General features: G+C 39.1%; 14 protein-coding genes. 12 read left to right on the top strand and 2 right to left on the bottom strand.

The features are described 5' to 3' along the window. Positions 1 to 41 precede the first annotated feature (41 nt). The gene (locus KO495_RS13725) at positions 42 to 719 is read right to left on the bottom strand and encodes a GAD-like domain-containing protein (RefSeq protein ID WP_215980964.1); all 678 of its coding nucleotides are present in this window, start codon (positions 717 to 719) and stop codon (positions 42 to 44) included. Then, positions 719 to 4,474 (bottom strand): contractile injection system protein, VgrG/Pvc8 family, encoded by a 3,756-nt coding sequence (locus tag KO495_RS13730; protein WP_215980965.1) that lies wholly within the window; start codon positions 4,472 to 4,474, stop codon positions 719 to 721. The genes KO495_RS13725 and KO495_RS13730 overlap by 1 nt, the downstream gene beginning before the upstream one ends. 341 nt (positions 4,475 to 4,815) lie before the next feature. Here KO495_RS13730 and KO495_RS13735 point away from each other — a divergent pair, with 341 nt between their 5' ends. From KO495_RS13735 to tssE, 12 genes are all read left to right on the top strand, one after another. After that, a complete protein-coding gene (locus KO495_RS13735; RefSeq protein ID WP_215980966.1) occupies positions 4,816 to 5,301 on the top strand; it encodes a hypothetical protein in 486 nt (161 codons plus the stop codon). Between the two features lie 19 nt (positions 5,302 to 5,320). Then, positions 5,321 to 5,788 (top strand): type VI secretion system lipoprotein TssJ, encoded by a 468-nt coding sequence (gene tssJ / locus KO495_RS13740; RefSeq protein WP_215980967.1) that lies wholly within the window; start codon positions 5,321 to 5,323, stop codon positions 5,786 to 5,788. Then, positions 5,788 to 7,128 carry a type VI secretion system baseplate subunit TssK gene (gene tssK, locus KO495_RS13745; RefSeq protein WP_215980968.1) on the top strand — a complete coding sequence of 447 codons (1,341 nt, stop codon included), beginning with the start codon at positions 5,788 to 5,790 and terminating at the stop codon, positions 7,126 to 7,128. Before tssJ ends, tssK begins: the two co-directional genes overlap by 1 nt. 42 nt (positions 7,129 to 7,170) lie before the next feature. After that, positions 7,171 to 7,902 carry a type IVB secretion system protein IcmH/DotU gene (gene icmH, locus KO495_RS13750; RefSeq protein ID WP_215980969.1) on the top strand — a complete coding sequence of 244 codons (732 nt, stop codon included), beginning with the start codon at positions 7,171 to 7,173 and terminating at the stop codon, positions 7,900 to 7,902. A 1-nt stretch (position 7,903) separates the two neighbouring features. Continuing rightward, positions 7,904 to 11,584: a type VI secretion system membrane subunit TssM gene (gene tssM / locus KO495_RS13755; protein WP_215981075.1), complete on the top strand. Its 3,681-nt coding sequence runs from the start codon at positions 7,904 to 7,906 to the stop codon at positions 11,582 to 11,584. A gap of 9 nt (positions 11,585 to 11,593) precedes the next feature. After that, positions 11,594 to 12,595 (top strand): type VI secretion system-associated protein TagF, encoded by a 1,002-nt coding sequence (gene tagF, locus KO495_RS13760; RefSeq protein ID WP_215980970.1) that lies wholly within the window; start codon positions 11,594 to 11,596, stop codon positions 12,593 to 12,595. After that, positions 12,564 to 14,171: a TssA family type VI secretion system protein gene (locus KO495_RS13765; RefSeq protein ID WP_215980971.1), complete on the top strand. Its 1,608-nt coding sequence runs from the start codon at positions 12,564 to 12,566 to the stop codon at positions 14,169 to 14,171. Before tagF ends, KO495_RS13765 begins: the two co-directional genes overlap by 32 nt. 80 nt (positions 14,172 to 14,251) lie before the next feature. Continuing rightward, positions 14,252 to 14,761 (top strand): type VI secretion system contractile sheath small subunit, encoded by a 510-nt coding sequence (gene tssB, locus KO495_RS13770; protein WP_215980972.1) that lies wholly within the window; start codon positions 14,252 to 14,254, stop codon positions 14,759 to 14,761. A gap of 12 nt (positions 14,762 to 14,773) precedes the next feature. Continuing rightward, on the top strand, positions 14,774 to 16,294 hold the full coding sequence (tssC, locus tag KO495_RS13775; RefSeq protein WP_215980973.1) for a type VI secretion system contractile sheath large subunit: 1,521 nt from the start codon (positions 14,774 to 14,776) through the stop codon (positions 16,292 to 16,294). 29 nt (positions 16,295 to 16,323) lie between these two features. Beyond that, positions 16,324 to 16,608, top strand: a complete 285-nt coding sequence (locus KO495_RS13780; protein ID WP_215980974.1) for a hypothetical protein — start codon at positions 16,324 to 16,326, stop codon at positions 16,606 to 16,608. A 157-nt stretch (positions 16,609 to 16,765) separates the two neighbouring features. Continuing rightward, positions 16,766 to 17,251: an Hcp family type VI secretion system effector gene (locus KO495_RS13785; protein ID WP_215980975.1), complete on the top strand. Its 486-nt coding sequence runs from the start codon at positions 16,766 to 16,768 to the stop codon at positions 17,249 to 17,251. 73 nt (positions 17,252 to 17,324) lie between these two features. After that, positions 17,325 to 17,729, top strand: a complete 405-nt coding sequence (gene tssE / locus KO495_RS13790; RefSeq protein WP_215980976.1) for a type VI secretion system baseplate subunit TssE — start codon at positions 17,325 to 17,327, stop codon at positions 17,727 to 17,729. Positions 17,730 to 17,742 lie beyond the last annotated feature (13 nt).

A 17,742-nucleotide genomic window follows, 5' to 3' on the forward strand; every position in this document is an offset into this window, starting at 1 on the left:
TGTTAAAGAGCGAAGTAGTCTAAATTTAGGTAATAACAATATTAACCAAAGGCTTTTTGGATAAGGCCATCTTTGTCGAGTAGTTCTTTTTGTCCAAATGAAGCAAGCATTGATAAATGAGCAAAAATATTAACTTTGTTCGTATTCTCTAACTTAGGCTCACCACCTAAAAATAACGCTGGCTCAAAGGCGTACATTTCATCATATGCGAGAGGTTTGTGCATGATTTTACATTGTTCAAATAATGGCTTTTCTTCAGGGTCTTTAATATCAAGAGGTTCGGGGCGTTTTAAATAAAAGAAAAGTTGTATAGCATCATCCATATTGCCTTTTGCAATATTTTTCTTATCACCTTTTTTTTCAATAACCCAACCGTTAGTTGTATCTATTATATATTTAAATCCATTGTTCGCGCCCCACAAATATAATTCACCAAATGCGCTACGGGCAATAACATAATAGGCATCTTGTTCAACTATTTCAGTGTCACCTAACCATGCTTCAAGTACACCCTCATAATCATCAGGGTTTACTACCCAAAACAGACCATTCTTAAAACCGCAAAAGCCATATTCTTGCCAATAGGCTAATAATCTATCTGGTAGTTTACCTTGAAATTTTTTGATAGTTTCACTCGTAACACTTTGGCTAAAAGTAGGGGAGCCAAACTGTTCTAAAAACCACTCAAAGTCTTCATCTAATTCAAATGTAGTGTTCATTATTTACACCTTTGTAATTCTATATTCATTTTAGCATTTGGTCCTATAGTATCGAAAGCCTTTTGAGCAGAACTGTCCATTCCTGCTACTCTATTGGATTTAGACCATTGCGAGCCTAATGAAGAGTTTACATTTTTATTACCTAATTTACGTATTTTATCCTTACCTCCAGCAATAAGGTCAGGATCGTGTAATGCAGCTAATTGTGACATTTGTTCTTTTACTTTTTTAGAAGCTATAGATATGGCTTCTTTACCTCTTATATTTTTATTTCTAAGACTCTCTAAGATAGAGTCTGTCATCTCATCGGCTAATTTTTTTCTGGCACTTGCCTGAGCGTTCCCGTTCTTGGTTAACATTTTTCGAGCTTTTGTGTGACCGTGCTTATCCGTTAGATCTGTGAGGATTTTTCGGTTACTAAGGTACTCACCAACAGTCATTTTATTTATACCAGCTTGCTGTGCTTTTAGCTGTTTATAAAACTCTTTTTCTAATGCTTTTTCCCCACCCTTAAAGTTTTTGGCTAAATCCGGGCCAGGAGTGAAACATGGTGGTTTATATTTTTTCATCGGTATGAGTTTAGGCTTAGCCCCTTTCAACTCATTCCCTTTCGGCGCTTTCAACTGATCAGTTTTAACTTTCTTAATATCGCCTGTTTTACCCACATGTGGTATTTCACCCGTGTATTCATCAAGGGCTTTGCTAAATTTTTTCTCAAGGTCTTGCATGCCCTTTTGCATGCCGAGCTCCACTTTAGGAAGTACTTCGCCTAGCTTTTGGCTCATCGAGGCAATACTGTCTATAGCGGAATTAGGCAATAATAACTTCATAGAATAACTACTGATAATGCCATCCAAGGCATCTTTTATCGCAATCACTTTTTCTTTAATTAGGTCGGTTGCTTGCTTGGCTAAATCTGCCCAGTCAATGTCGCGTAAGAATTTAATGGGGTCGCCTTTGCCTAGTTCACGTAACACGGCAAGGGCAGGAGTAAGTACTTCCCCTGCATTTTCAATAATGACTTTGCCGACGCCTTTAATGGCTGAGCCTATCACAGGAACAAAACCAATACCTGTCAGTGCTAAGGCAATCCAGCCTGCAGTGTCGTTGGTTTCATTGTCATCGGTTAATAACATGACATTGGCACAAACATCGCGCACGTCCATCACTTGGTCAATAACGGGTATCATTGAAATAATGGTACCGACTACAATTTGTGACGTAGACGGGTTTTTATTGAAATCGCCTTGCAGCGTGCCCCATAACCAATCACCTGCACCTGCGGCGATATCTGCCGCATCACTTAATAAGCTGGTATCACCACTTTCAACCATCTCAATGGCTGCTTTGGGCGTTATTTGCCCATAAAGTGGATTAGGTGTGGTGTTTTCAATAGGGGCATAATCACGTGCGTCTTCGCCGTATTGTACCGTAAACTGTCCTGGAGGCATGCCCGATAAGGTAGCTTTACCGCTGGTATCAAGCGTTCCTGTTAATTCGGTTCCATCTTTGAGTATTAAGGTATAAGGGGCATTTTGTACTGGGTCACCGTCTTGATAGCTGTATTCTAATTCAATGTCTTGTGTAGGGGCTGTTAACGATGCGCCAGCGACACTAAAATTAGCGACTCGCCCAATAGTCGGTGGTTGAATAGCACTTGGCTCGCTGGCACTGATGGGGGATTCAATATCGTATTCAACACTGCCATCAAAAATTATCATTTGACCGTCTAAGGTCAGCATATCACTGCCGATAAGCTCTACATTACCACTGCTGTCGAGCTTTATCATACCGTTTTGGTTAAACAGGGTAATGTCACCACTGCCAGTGCCTTCTATACTAATATTACCATCAGTATTGATAAGGGTTGAGCCTTGTGGCGCGCTAATAGATAAGTTGCCTTGTGCGGCTTCCCATACAATAGCGTTATTGGCGGTTACAGTTAAGCTGCGGGCGGTTAGCAGTGAGGTTGAGCCTTGCGATTCAAGTAAAATATCTTTAGCGGTATGATTTACTTGCGTGGCACTTTGTATATTTAAAGAGTCTTGTTTGCTGGTGCAATCGGCTTCTACGGTAATACCAACGCTATTTTTAGCATCTATGTGTTGATAGCCCCCAACACTGACATCAATATTACCTTCTTCGGTGTCAAATAACAGGTCGGTAGCGGCATGAAAACTGATACTGCCAATCCGTGATAGCCATTGAATATATTGCTCAGCTTGGGTATGCGCATTAAGCTCAAAGTAATGTTCACCTGCGAGCGTTTGTAAAATAACGGTTGGAGCAATGTCATCATCATCAAAGCGTAATTCGTGACCTGAGCGCGATAAAATGCGGTTATGTAGTGAGTTTTCACTGTTAACAACACTCGGCTGGTCATCGTTCATGTCAAAGCCTATGAGGTAGGCTTGACTAGGATCATTATTTAAACAACCAATAAGTACTTGTGCGCCGTTTGCTAAGGGGAAGTGCCAGCCTGTGGCTTGTGGTTGATTCGCACAAGCGTAATTAACGAGTCGTCGTAACGATTGACTGCTGGTTAATGGCGTTTTGGCTATTTCATCGAATCCCAATTTGGTAAAGTATTCGCCTGTATCGGTTAGTGTTGCGAAAGGCGTGACTGACTCTACTTTGGCTGAAAAAACCATAGGTAAAGGGGGAAAGTCTTTAAAAGGTAGCTTGTAAGGTTGTCCTCGTGGTATTGCTTTAACAACACAATGGTATTTAGTGAGGCCGTCTTGGCTTGTTTCATCTGAGGGCTGTTGACAAAAGTGCTCTACCGAGACACAAATATAATCGCCACTGGCATTAATACCTGAGGTGTCGTGTAATGAAAATGAGCAACCAGCAAAAATATCAGGTACGTTACCTGTTAAGGTAATTAGTTGTTCAAAACGATTTAATGCCAAGCTTTGACTTTGCGCCACATTATCCGCTTCATTGGAGCTGGTTGATACCGGTTGAGCAAAGTTATGCGCAGCTAAATCTTCACCTTCTAAACGATACTCTTGTGATATAGCACTAGCTAAACCTGTACCTACTTGCGTGGTATATTGACACTGAGTAAAGCCAACAAAACCTTGGGCGGCGACATCACTTACCAATTGGCTCGGTGCAATTTCAGGGTTAAAACCAACGCCGTGATGTACTTGTAATAAACCTCGGTCAAGGTAGGGGCTTGACGAGTTGTTGTCACTAATAACAATGGCAGCATCACTTGCAGCGGAATCAAAACGGTAAAATAAACCGTACTGGCGAAGTAGGCGATTGAAAAAAACAAGGTTTGATTCCATTGCCTGTACGCATTGTTTCAAATAAGGCAATGGTGTGGCCAGCGTGAACTGAATTTGACTATTTTGATAGCCAGCATCATTAAGCAATAACGTTAAGATATCGCTCAGACCCGTATCAATGAATATACGTGAGTGTTGTGTAGTACTCAGTAATGAAAGTCTTGGTTTTAAGGTAAGTTGGTAACGTCTTTTTAAACTGTCAACCTGCGCTAAGTTAGCACCAATAATCCCTTTATCTTCAACACTTAATAGCGTTGAATTGAGTTGGCGTTCATAGCCGTCACTGGCAATAAAATTTAAGCAAACAATACTGCCTAAACCTTGTTGTAGTGGTTGTATATTAAGGGTATCAACAATAACAGTGTAGTGTGATTGTTCACTTAATATGTCGGTACCTTGCAAGTAATTTGCAGCATAACTAGCGTTGGCACAAGTGATCAATAAACGGGGGGAAGCCAAATCGTCATCCTTAACGAAAATATAAAAATAGAGGTATCCTAAAGCACGTTATGGTAACTAAATTTTTCGCTAGCGCAACACTTTTTAGTCAAAACACATTATTGGTTTCGCTTTTTTAATATATTTTAAAAATTAATTATATTAAAAATCAGTTGATTAGCGCAGTACCCACCTTAATGAGATAAACTTTCATTTGACATGTTCATATAAACGGCTATCATGCCGCAATCAAATTAAGGATGATTTATTTGTTTTCGCATAAGTAACGAAAACAAAATGTTTACTCTATTTACATGGTAAATAGTAAACAAATTATTGTGATTTTAAGGATGAAACAGCATATGGAACTTGCTAAAAAAAATGTAATGTTTTTACATGACTCTATTGAGCATTCTACAGATTCAACTCTTGAATCTTCATTCAAACACTGTTTTATTTCTTCAGTTTGGACACAGAGCCGTTTAGTTTCTTCTTTGTTAGACCAAGTAGGTCTAGCGTATCATCGTGTTTTTCACAATGAAGCTTTAGAGCTGTTTTTAGTTTTAATTAATACCCAGTCACCCGATTTTGACTCATTTGCAAGTTACGGCATTGAAGAGTTCTCATTACTTAATAAAGACTTATTAACTATTCAGTCAAAACTGATCTCTTCAATGGATCTTTTTGTTGTTGAAGCGTTCAACAATACTCAAAAGCAGAAATCTAGTACCAATTTTTTTAATAAACTATTAGGCAAACACCATGAGTGGAAGTCGTGCGCAAAAGCTCGATTTGAACAAGTTATTTGCCCTATTTTAGAACAAAAACTTATCAATAAAACACTATAATAAATAACCAGGTAGTAACATGAAATTAGTTAAATTATTTACAATACTTTTTTTTGCATCGTCATTAATGGCGTGTACATCAACACAAGTTAACTTAGATGTCTCAGCAACAGACAATTTAAATATGAATCAATTTGATGAGGCGCTACCTATTGTACTTAGGATTTATCAACTCTCCGATGTACAAGGATTTAAAACAGCTTCATTTGAAGATTTATGGAAATCAGATAAGTCGGTATTAGCGAATTCGTTAATTACAGTTGAAGAGCGCACTGTTAACCCATCAGACAAGGTAAGCATTAATTTTGACCAAGCTGAAGAAGCAAAATATGTTGCTATTTTCGCTTTGTTTAGAGATAGATCTGATGAAAACTGGCGTGTTTATCACGAACTGAATACAGGTACTGTGCAACTTTCAACCTCTTTAGATGTATTGTTAACGAGCAATGCCATTACATTTCCACATGTAAAAAAAGAAACTGAATAATGTCGCTAGCTTTAGGTCGAAAACCCGTATGGGCTGAAGGTGTGTTGCTTGGGCAACAGCACCTACAAGTATTTGATGAATATCAAGAGTATTTACACGCTCAACGACAGTTTATTCAGTCGCCTATTGCCTATGGCTTTAAACGTATATCTATTGATAATACTGCATTATCACGCGGCGAAATTGATGTACTTCAACTTGAGTTTGTACTTGAAACAGGTCGCTATATAGCGTTTAACCGCTCATTTAATCAGCAGTTAACATTAACTTTACCCCAAAATAGCAGTACGGTAACAGTATATGTTGGGCTTGCCTCTAATAATGCCAGTTCAGGCATTAGCGGTTATAACAATACAGGACAGCTTTCAGCGTATGAGGCTGAATATATTGACGTTAACGATCAACATGACTCTTCCCGTACGCGTGAGGTCATGGTGGCTCAACCTAAGCTAACGTTATTTACTGATACCGATACCACCACCTATTTTGATGTATTGCCATTATTTCAAATAGTACGTGGCCCTGATGGGCACTTTGCGTTAAATGAAAAATTTATTCCGCCATTACTAGATATTAGTGCCTCTATTTATCTAAATGAGTTACTAAACCGAACGAATAACCTAGTTAACGCTAAAGCGAATGTTTTACTCAGTAGACGTCAAGGGTTAGGGGCCGTAACAGATTTTGGCCCGAATGAAATGAATAGCTTTTTACTACTTAGTGGTATGTTGCCAAGCGCAAAAATGTTGTCACATTTAAAGCAGTTAGTGAATGTGCATCCTGAACGATTATACAGCGAATTTACACAGTTACTCAGTCGTATTTCTTTGTTCGAGCACAGTCAATTGATTGACTCATTACCTACTTATCAGCACAACAACTTAACTGAAGTTTTTGCGCAGTTTGAACAAATGATCACTCAGCTACTTGATGGCGTTGTACCTAAGAAAATGTCAGGACTTAAGCTTGAGAAAATGTCTGATGCGTTGTACCAAGTTGCCACTATTGATTCGGCTCAACTTAGTAATAACGACTTCTATTTAGCTGTTTATTTTGAATCCTCAGATAGTAAATGGATTGATACCTTTGGTGAGCAAGTGAAAATTGGCTCGGTTGATAAAATAGATATTATTGTTTCTTCGGCATTAAATGGTTTATCAGTGAGTCATTGTCAACGTACTCCTAATAAACTTGCAGTGAAGAGCGGTTATGAATATTTTCGCTTAGAGTCTCATGGTCATATTTGGCAACAAATAGTTGAAGAACAAAGCTTAGCGGTTTTTGTACCCTATAGTTTGCAAAAAGCTAATGTCGAAATTGTCATTGTTGATAAGAATTAGACCAAATTTTTTGCATACGGATATAAGTTAGAGAAATAAAGAATGGAATCTACAGATAAAACACCTGATCTGCTGGCCTGTATTGCGCCTGTAATACATGCATTAATGCCACTAAAAATACACAATGATGTGAGTAAAATCTCAGATGACTTTCGTGAGGTTATTATTGAGTGTTTTGATCAATTCGAGCGTAAATGCTACGAAAATCAAATTACAACTTCACAAATGCAAGAAGCAAAGTTTGCACTAACAGCTACTTGCGATGAGTTGGTGATGAGTTCTGGCGCCAGTTTTAGAATGCAGTGGATGAGTAGACCATTACAACTAGAGTTTTACGGAAATAACCGTGCGGGCGAAGAATTTTTTGAACGTATGGAAAAGCTGCGTATGGGCAGCGAAGGAAAAATAAAAGTACTAGAGGTCTATTACATTTGTCTGCAACTTGGTTTTGAGGGCATCTATAAAGTCAAAGGGCTCGAACAACTTAAAGCACTTATTGTTGACATACGAGCACAGTTAGAAGACTCAACCGAAGTTGTAGATACCAGGCTGTCTACCTATGGTACGCCAAGTGAAGGTTTTGTAATGAAGGTAGGTCGAAACCTACCTTACTGGGTGATTTTTAGCATCAGCTTAAGTTTGATTATGTTCTTATACATGGGCTTTCACTATGTTATTAGCAAAGATGCGAAAAGCAGTAATCAAGCAATTGAAACTAAATTAGCGGTATTACAGCAACTTAACAAATCAGAACTCAATGGAGAGAGTGAGTAACATGGCAGGACGCGGAAATACAAGTGGCCTAGTGCACTTTTTACTTGGCTTAGCATCATCAAGAGCAGCAGGGCAGTTTGTTGGCTTTATTGCGGTATTGACCATTGTTTGGTTTGCAGGTCATTTAGTTGGGTTAGATACACCAGACAAGCGAATTATAGCAATGCTAGCGGTATTCGCTGCTTTTGTTATTTATTTGATTGCACGTTGGTTTTGGACAAAACGTTCGGGTGACAAATTAGTTGCCGAGCTTGCTACTCACAATGCAGGCTCACAAGCCGAAATTGATGAAATACAAACTAAAATGACTGATGTGCTTCAGTCATTAAAAACATCACATTTAGGCGCAGGTCATCGTGGTAATGCCGCATTATATGCACTGCCTTGGTATATGATTATTGGCCCGTCAGCAACCGGTAAAAGTACACTATTTGCTAATTCAGGGTTGCACTTTCCTTACGCTAATTCGAATGAATTACACGTTCAAGGCTTCGGTGGTACTCGCAACTGTGATTGGTGGTTCTCTGATCAAGCGGTATTAATTGATACTGCAGGGCGTTACACCACAGAGTCATCAGACAATAAAGAGTGGTTATCTTTTCTGGGTTTACTGAAAAAACACCGCCCTAAGCTTCCTGTAAATGGCGTTATTGTTGCAATCAGCGTTGCTGATATTTTAACCAGTGATAGCGAGAGTATTCGTCAGCACGTAAAAACGGTTCGTGAGCGTATTCAAGAGCTAATTAATGAGCTTGGCGTTATTTTCCCGGTGCATATTACTTTTACTAAAGCTGACTTAATTAGTGGTTTTGAACCTTTCTTTGCTGACTTGTCTGAAAAAGACCGAGAGCAAGTATGGGGAGCTTATTTGCTTGATGAGAGTGAAGATCAAAGCCAAGACCCTGCTGAGTTATTTGAAGTGCGTATGGAGGCATTGTACGAGCGTTTATGTGAACAACGATTGAGTAAATTAGCGCGTGAAAGAAACTTACACCGTAAAGCGTTGATTGTTGATTTTCCTAACCAGTTTAAAGCCGCTTCAATTAAGTTAACTGAATTTGTTAACTTACTTTTCAAGGCCAACCCATACCAAGAAGTTCCTTGGTTTGCTGGCGTTTATTTTACTTCTGGTACACAAGAAGGTACGCCAGTAGAGCGGATATTATCGGGTGTTAGAGAACAGTTTTGCTCGGTTGCTATCGAGCAAAATCAAGAGACTATTACCAAAAGTTACTTCATTAACCGATTTTTTAATGACGTTGTCTTTAAATTACAAGACTTAACGCGCGGTAATCGCCGCGAACGCAAAATACAGCGCTGGTTAAAAGGTTTAGCAGTATCAGCGACCTTAGCGAGTATCGCTGGTACAGTCGCACTATTAATGACTTCATATACTATGAATTCTATGTTGATTACTTCTGGTCAAGAAAAAGTAGATGCATTGGTTGAGCTGGCGGTTACTACAGAGCATCCTGCCGATAGAATTCAAGCTTTTATTGAAGTGTTTGACCACCAACAACAACTCGTAAGTTATGAAGATAAGCTACCGTGGCGCTTTATTTTAGGTATATATGAGGGTGATGAAACACTTGATGCGGTTACCGCTATTACCATTCAAGAAATGGAAGCTTTAATCTCTTTACCTATACAGCAGTCCGTAAAAAGGCAGTTACTTAGCTTTGGTGAGCGCTGGGCCAGTGCTGAAGATATGGACAGAAAGAATGAATTACGACAAGAGTATTATAGTTTACTTAAATTACAGCTTATGTTTTCTACTCACCCAAGCAAAATGGACAAAGCCTTTGCTATTGCAGAGTTAAAGAAACATTGGCAACCTATTTTAGGTATTGAGTTAGGTCAAGAAGAGCTGCAAGAGTTCTCACAAAAAATTGAATTTATATTAGCGTCATACGTTGATTACCTTGGCAGTGATGTTGAAAACGCTGGTCGTATTGCTTACTGGAGTCATGATGAATCAATCACTGAAATTGCTCGATTGCAGCTTGATACACAGCCAGAGCCAGAGCCATTATACCGACAAATAATTGCCAGCAAAGCAGCGAAGAAAAAGCCAACAACATTAAAAAGTTTACTTAATACAAAGAATGAAAAGTTACTAGTAGGTAACTACCAAATACCTTATGCCTTCACGCAAAAAGGTTGGCAAGAATACTTTCATAATGAAATGAAGCGCGTTGTTACTGTTGTCAGTTCAGGTGACTGGGTAATGGGAACAGCAAATGAGCAAGGTGAAAACTTAGTTGACAGTGCAAAGGCTAATGTACTGGAGAAAGCGATCCGCTCGCTTTACTTTAAAGATTATGCAAATCATTGGTTAGCACTGTTAGAAGGCTCAAAAGTAAAAAGCTTTAATGGTTTAGCCGATACTAGTGTCTCAATGGCTACGTTAAGCTCTCTCGATGGACCATTCGCAGAGTTAATGCTTAATATTAATAAAAACATTAACTTAAGTGATAAGCCAAACGCTGGTGTTGATTCAGTATCACTCGATGTTAAGTTACTTGCAGAGAAAAGTAACATCGATATTCCAAACGTTATTATTAAAAGAGTCCCAGAACTTGAAGGGCGCTTAGCTGATTTAAGACGCTTTACAAACACTAAAGAGCAAGGTCAAGTAAGCGATTTCTTACAGCAATATATTAGCATTTTAAGTACAGTACACAGCGATATTAAATCGCTAATGAGTAGCAATGAGTCAGATGCTCAGGCGATGGAGTTTGCACAAAAACTATTGAATGGTGAAGACTCTGAAAGTGGATTACAAGGCTCTTGGATTATTGTTGAGAGTCAGTTACGAGCCCTCGACCCTATCGCTAAAAAGTCATTAGAAGGGTTATTTAAAAGCCCTTTACGTTCAACTTTCAATGCCATTGCGACCGTTTCACGACGTCAGCTAGATGAAGAGTGGCAAGAGCAAGTGTTTGCACTGTACGAAGCTGGTATTAAAGGTAAGTTCCCTTTCCATTCTAAAGGGGCTGATGCCGCTGTTGCCGATGTCTCTGAATTATTAAATAGCCGATCTGGCTTATTGTGGCGCTTTGTTGAAGACCAGTTAGAGCCCTTCTTGAAAAAACGCAAGGGTAAGTGGGAAGAGCGTACTTGGAATAATATGGGCATAGGCTTTAGTAAACAATTTTTAACGGGCTTACACAAAGCGAATGGCGTAACTCGTTCGTTATTCGCTAAAGGTAGTGAAACCTCACAGTTTCAATTTCAAGTATTACCTGTTCCACAACGAGGTATTCGTGAAACTTATTTAGGCTTTAGCGAGCAAGCCTACCGTTATCGAAATGAGCCTGAAGAGTGGCGTAAATTTAACTGGCCAGGCAAAGGTACTACCGAAGCGGCACGTATTTATGCTATTGACCGTGAAGGTAATAGATTAGGTATTGAGCGCACTGGGCCTTGGGCTTTATTAAGAATACTTAGCGAAGCGAAGGTTAGGTGGATTAAAGGCACTGAATATGCCGTTGATTGGTCGTTTACTGATAAAAACCCACAAGATGAATCTATTGTGAATACGCTTAGTGCTAAGTTTATGCTTAAGTCTGGACGCAGTAATGGTATTTTCAACCGTAGTACAATGACTTCGTTTTATTTAACCAAAACCTTGTTTGTTCAATCAAACGAGCAGTCAGAATCATTAGCTAGACTCAATTAAGGATTGATGATGTTTGGTTTATTTAAGCGACATAAAGAAGTTACACCCGAAGTACTGCGCAAGAATACTTATGGTTACTTAGGAAAGACGGCGTTAAAACCTGATTTCATTAAGTTTCAAGTAAACTCTAGAGAGTCTATCGCGCTAGACCATTGGATCAAAGAAGGCTTTGCTTATGCTTCTCGCAACTCGTTGCAGGGTAACCCACAGAATAATACTTTTGGCCTAACTAACTTGTTTTTTATGGCGGGTAATGACACTGAAGCGAGTTTAATAGGTGTTATTACGCCGAGCCTTGACAGTAGTGGCCGACATTATCCTTTTGTTAGCTTTATTAATACTGGACAAGAGTTATATCGTACGCATCCCGCGGCTTTATTCTTAAATGACAGTAATGACTTTAATCATCTACATCAAATTGTAGGTGAAGTATTTGCATCGTCATCAGACGAAGAAATGCAAAAGCAGTCAAGCCAACTAGAGCATATTGTGTATGGCTTGAAGCAACCTGCAGTGATTAATCAATTATTAGAGAAATTTCGTCATATACCGATGGAAGCGCTATGGACATCCGTAGGCATTGATGATCTTGAGTCACGTGCAGTACTTATTCACGAGTCATCATTAATCTTAAAGTCTATTGCTAATCGAGGATGCCTACGAAGCCAACAAGGTTTACGTTTTCCAATGCCTAAATTAGGCGACGGTTTTGAAGTAATTGCTGCATTTTGGTTGCATTTGGTTACCGCTGTTGTGGCCGATCATAACTGGCGACCGTGGGTGTTTTATCAAGTAGGGCGTGATGATAAGTCAGCAAGCTTAACGATATTTACAACGCCTATGGCTCCGTCTTACTTTGACAGTATATGGTCTGACGCTTCAGCTAATAATGCCATTATTGAATTGAATGCATTAAAAGCAACGCAATCGTTATCCGAAGCCTCACTCTCATTGGCCAAAATGAACAACGTGAGTATGTATGACGCTTTACGCAGATGGTGTAAGGCTTAGAACCATGACACAGCACCATACCCACGACAATTGGTCTGCTTGGTTAGAGCAACTTTCATCACCCCTAGGCGATATAGCTTGTGGTGAAGATTTAAAGTACGAGGAAGATTTTAAGTATTTAAAATCAAGTTTCTCGGGTGTTAGCGAACTTGATTGTAAACATATTTTTATTACTGCTACACGTCTAACCTCAGATAAATCAAAAGATTTACGCATAGCGAGCTATTTATTATTTGCGGCGGCCAGTGAGTATGGCGTTGCAGGACTAGCCAGCGGCTTGGCACTGTTTAACCACTTTGTTGAGTCATTCTTACCTGATGTGCACCCCACTAAAGATAAAGCGCGTAAGGCTGTACATACTTGGTTGCTTGGACAGCAAAACCGTATTATTGCCTTAGCGGAGCAACAAGGACAGTTTGCCCCTGAACTTATTGTTGAGTTGCAACAGCAGCTAAATAAGTATGCGCATGAGAATGTTAGAAAGTTAGATCAAGATGCTGGACCGTTGTCTGACTTTATGCAGTGGGCTGATAAATTACAGAAAAAATATCCAGTTATTGTTGAAAAAGTTGAAACGGTTAAGCCAGAAGCAAGCCAGGCGGTTGAAAAACACACAGTTAGTAGTGAAAGCGCTGATCAAGCACAAAACGTTACAGCCCAAAATGTATCTCATTCAGCGGTCGCGGCGCCATTACAGAATATTGAGTCTGATACGCAATTTGCTGAAATGCTGCGTAAATTACTCGCATTTGATAAAGAGAAGCAAAATATAGCGCGTTTAATGCGACTGTCTAGGGCTGCGCGTTGGTCAGATATTAAATTACCGCCTAACGAGCAAGGAAAAACACGTATACCCGCACCAAGAAGTACAGCTTTTTCTCCTATTAGCAACGCACTAAATAATGACGACTACTTTAATGCATTAATGCTAGGTGAAGCACTATTTATGGAAGGCGCTATGCATTTTAATTTAGACCTTCAAGCCATGCAATTAAACGCATTAAAAGGGCTGGGAAATCCCGTTGTTATTAAACAGCTTGAGCTTGAGTTATATCAACTCACTTCTCGTTTCCCTCAATTAAGCCAGCTAACTTATGATGATGGCAGTGCGCTATGTAGCGCAAAAACTAAAGATATTATTAGTGATATTGCTGGGCAATTTAATCAAATTGACTCAGCAGCAGGTGCTAACAACACTGAATTTGAGCAAGCTGAAGCCACAGCTAAAGAGCAAGTGGAACAAGGTAAATTAGATAACGCATTAGTAACCTTAGGAGCCTTGCCGGCAAGCGATGCTTTTACACAAGCTAACGTGCAATTACTTAAAGCAAAAATGTGTTTGTTATCTGAACGTTATGATTTTGCTGCGCCTATGCTTGTTGAGCTTGTTCAAAAAATTGACAAACATGAACTCGGTCAATGGCAGCCTGCATTTTGTATGCAAGTGTGGCGAAACGCTGTGTTGTGCTTTGATACTTTGGCTGCTAGTGGTGATGACGCTTTGGCAGGCAAAAGCCAAACGTTAAAACAGAAAATGATTTTAACTCAACCTGAAGTCGCTTTGGGTTGGATTTAACTTAGTGCCTAGATTTTCTAGGATAATTGATAGTTCGCGCTATTTGCGCGTTGGATAATTGAAATAATAAAGGAAAGACTATGTCTGATACATTTCAAAAAGAGATTCCGAGAGCTCGCGTAAATATATCTTTAGAGCTTGAAACAAACGGCGCCTCTAATAGTAAAGAATTACCATTAAAAATGTTGGTTGTTGGCGATTACTCTAATGGTAAAAACCAAGAAGAACTAGCGGAGCGTGAACGCGTATCTATTAGTAAAAACAACTTAGACCAAGTGCTTAAAAATACTGCGCCACAAGCTAAGTTTATGGTTGATAACAAAATTACAGGGGAAGGCGCTATTGGTGTTGACCTAACATTTGATTCATTTAAATCATTTGACCCTGAACAAGTCGCTGCACAAATACCAGAGCTAAATAAAATGATAGCAATGCGTAACTTGCTGAAAGACTTGAAATCAAACTTACTTGATAATTCATCACTTCGTAAAGAATTAGAGCGTGTATTGCAAAATAAGCCAGAGCTTGACGAGTTAAAAGCAAGGCTTGAAGACATAGCGCCATTATTAGAACCTAAAACGGCAGAATAGAGGGAATTAGTTATGTCAATGCAAGAACAATTAAATGTAGCAGCAACGGTAGAAGAAACGGTTGCTAAAAGTACTTATGAAAACCTTTGTGATCTAGTCGATATTGCTCCTGTTGGAGAAAAAGTATCTATTGAATCATTTCGTGATGCTAATAACTTGGCTGAAACAAAAGCTGATGAGCGTTTAACTGCAGCATTAAGTGTCTTTTTAGATATGGCCAGTGACGGTAACGTTACTCGTATCGATAAGAGCTTGTTGGATAATTACGTTTTAAAAATTGATCGTATTATTTCAGAGCAGTTAGATGAGATATTACATAACTCAGAGTTCCAGCAAATTGAATCGGCGTGGCGTTCATTGCAATATATCATCAACCGTACACCGAATAATTCAAATATCAAAATTGAATTGCTTGATGTTGATAAAGAAACTTTACGTGATGACTTTGAAGAAGCGCCAGATACAACTCAATCAGCACTTTACAAGCATATTTACACATCAGAGTATGACACTCCAGGTGGCGAACCATTCTCTAATATTATTTCTAACTTTGAGTTTGACTGTAGCGCTGCTGATGTGAGCTTATTACAAGAAATATCTCGTGTATCTTCAGCGGCTCATTGCCCATTCTTAGGCTCTGTTGGTGCTAAGTTTTTCTTAAAAGATTCATTAGAAGATGTAGCGAAAATTCAAGATCTAGGTTCATACATGGAGCGAGCAGAGTTTCTCCGTTGGAAGAACTTTAGAAACACGGAAGACTCACGTTATATCGGCTTATCTTTCCCGCGTTATTTACAGCGCTTACCTTACGGTGACGCAAACCCAGTACGCAACTTTAATTATGAAGAAGATATTACAGGTGAAGACCACGATAAATATTTATGGGGTAATGCATCATTTACCTTTGCTGCAAATATAATCCAAAGCTTCCATAAAAATGGCTGGGCTGTAAATATTCGTGGTCCGCAATCTGGTGGTAAAGTTGAAAACCTACCAATGCATTCATTTGAAGCAGGTAAGGGATTAGAAACTAAAATCCCAACAGAAGTATTGATTTCTGAAACCAAAGAGCTTGAGTTTGCAAACCAAGGTTTTATTCCGCTAAGTTACTATCAAAATTCTGATTTTGCTTGTTTCTTCTCGGCAAATAGTACACAAAGACCAACCGAGTATGACACACCTGAAGCAACGGCTAATGCTCGTATTAACTCACGTCTACCTTATATTTTCTTAGTGTCGAGAATTGCACATTACATGAAGGTATTACAACGTGAAAACATTGGTTCAAGTAAACCTCGTCATGAGCTTGAGCAACAGCTAAATGATTGGTTAGGCTCACTGGTTACTAAAATGAATAACCCAGATGAAGAGCTAATTGCTACTCATCCGTTGAAAGACGCTAACGTGACTGTTTCTGAAATACCAGGCAACCCAGGTTACTATCGCGTGAATACCTTTATTGTACCGCACTTCCAAGTAGAAGGTGTCGATGTCAGCTTATCTTTAGTTGGGCAAATGCCAGGCGAGAAGTAAAAAAGCTGAACCTATAGGAAGTTAAGTTAATGAAGCAAAGTAGCTATTTGTTAATAGTCGTTTTAATGATGGTTACCGCATTTTGTCAAGTGTCTGCAAAGGATATGGAGACAGCTAGCGGTAACTATCAGTTTGCAGAACAGCTTAACCAAGCTATAGGTAAAAAAGTAAGTTTAGTGTTGAAAAATGAACAGGTTATTTCTGGCAATGTTAAAGAAGTTCGCGAAAATAGTGTGTTGTTAGTTTTGAAAGATAAATCATTCAGGCAAGCAAGTATTTATTTTGAGGACGTAAAGTTAGTCATTGTTAGATAGCGTAATTTCCCTGAGCTGGTTGCAGCCAGCTCAGGGGATGTTCCCCTTGGCATAAGGCACTGGGCTTTTTGGGGCACCTCCGTAGGATAGCATTTTATTTTACAGAGGTGTATGCCATCAATTAGGAAATTTAGTTAATTTAAAGGAGATATACCCAATGGCAATTCCTGCTTATATGTGGTTGAAAGATGACCAAGCAAATGATATCCAAGGTTCAGTAACTGTTGCAGAACGTGAAGGTTCAATTGAAATTTTACATTTTGATCACGAGTTACGTATTCCAATCGATAACGATACAGGTGAACTAACAGGTACTCGTAAACATGAACCTTTTGTTATTACAAAAGCAGTTGATGCTTCTACGCCATACCTATACAAAGCTTGTGCTAATGGTCAAACACTTAAGCAACTTGAGCTTAAGTGGTACCGCATTGATGACACGGGTACTGAAAGAGAGTACTTCTGTCAAAAATTGGAAGATGTAAAAATCACGTCAATTGCACCAACAATGCATAACGTTAAAGATTTAGATAAAGAGCGTTACCCGCATCTTGAAACTGTTTCATTACGTTATAAAAAAATCACATGGACATACCTTGATGGCAACATTGAGTTCACAGATTCATGGAATGAAGGCCGTTAATACCCATTAATGGTGGTGCTACCTGATGCTCAGGTAGCACCTTTCTATTTAATCACTTTGACTAATATTCTTTATGGCGTTATTTGATAAATTAGCTAACCCGGTGTGTTACAAGTCGGTAGAAGCAGAACAACGAGAAGAACTTGATAGCGTATGCTTACACTTAAACTCTCTACTTAACTCACGCCGCGGCGTACTAGTACATATGAGTGATTATGGCTTACCTGACGTAGAGGATATTTATGAAGGGCTACCGTACTCGCAACAAACATTAGCATTTGAAGTTAAAAAGCTTATTGAAAAATACGAGCCGAGAGTTAGAAGCGTTAATGTAATCGCTAAAAATATTAATCAACATGACTGCGTGATTAATTTAGAGATTCAAGCATTTTTAGTGAGTGGTTTATCACTGCAATTTAGTACTAAGTTTGCCTCAGGTGGCAAAGCTGATGTACACCGTAAGATTGCTTCATCATGATTATCAAACCACT

This window comes from Colwellia sp. D2M02, assembly GCF_018860755.1.
In the GTDB taxonomy this organism is placed as follows: domain Bacteria; phylum Pseudomonadota; class Gammaproteobacteria; order Enterobacterales; family Alteromonadaceae; genus Colwellia; species Colwellia asteriadis.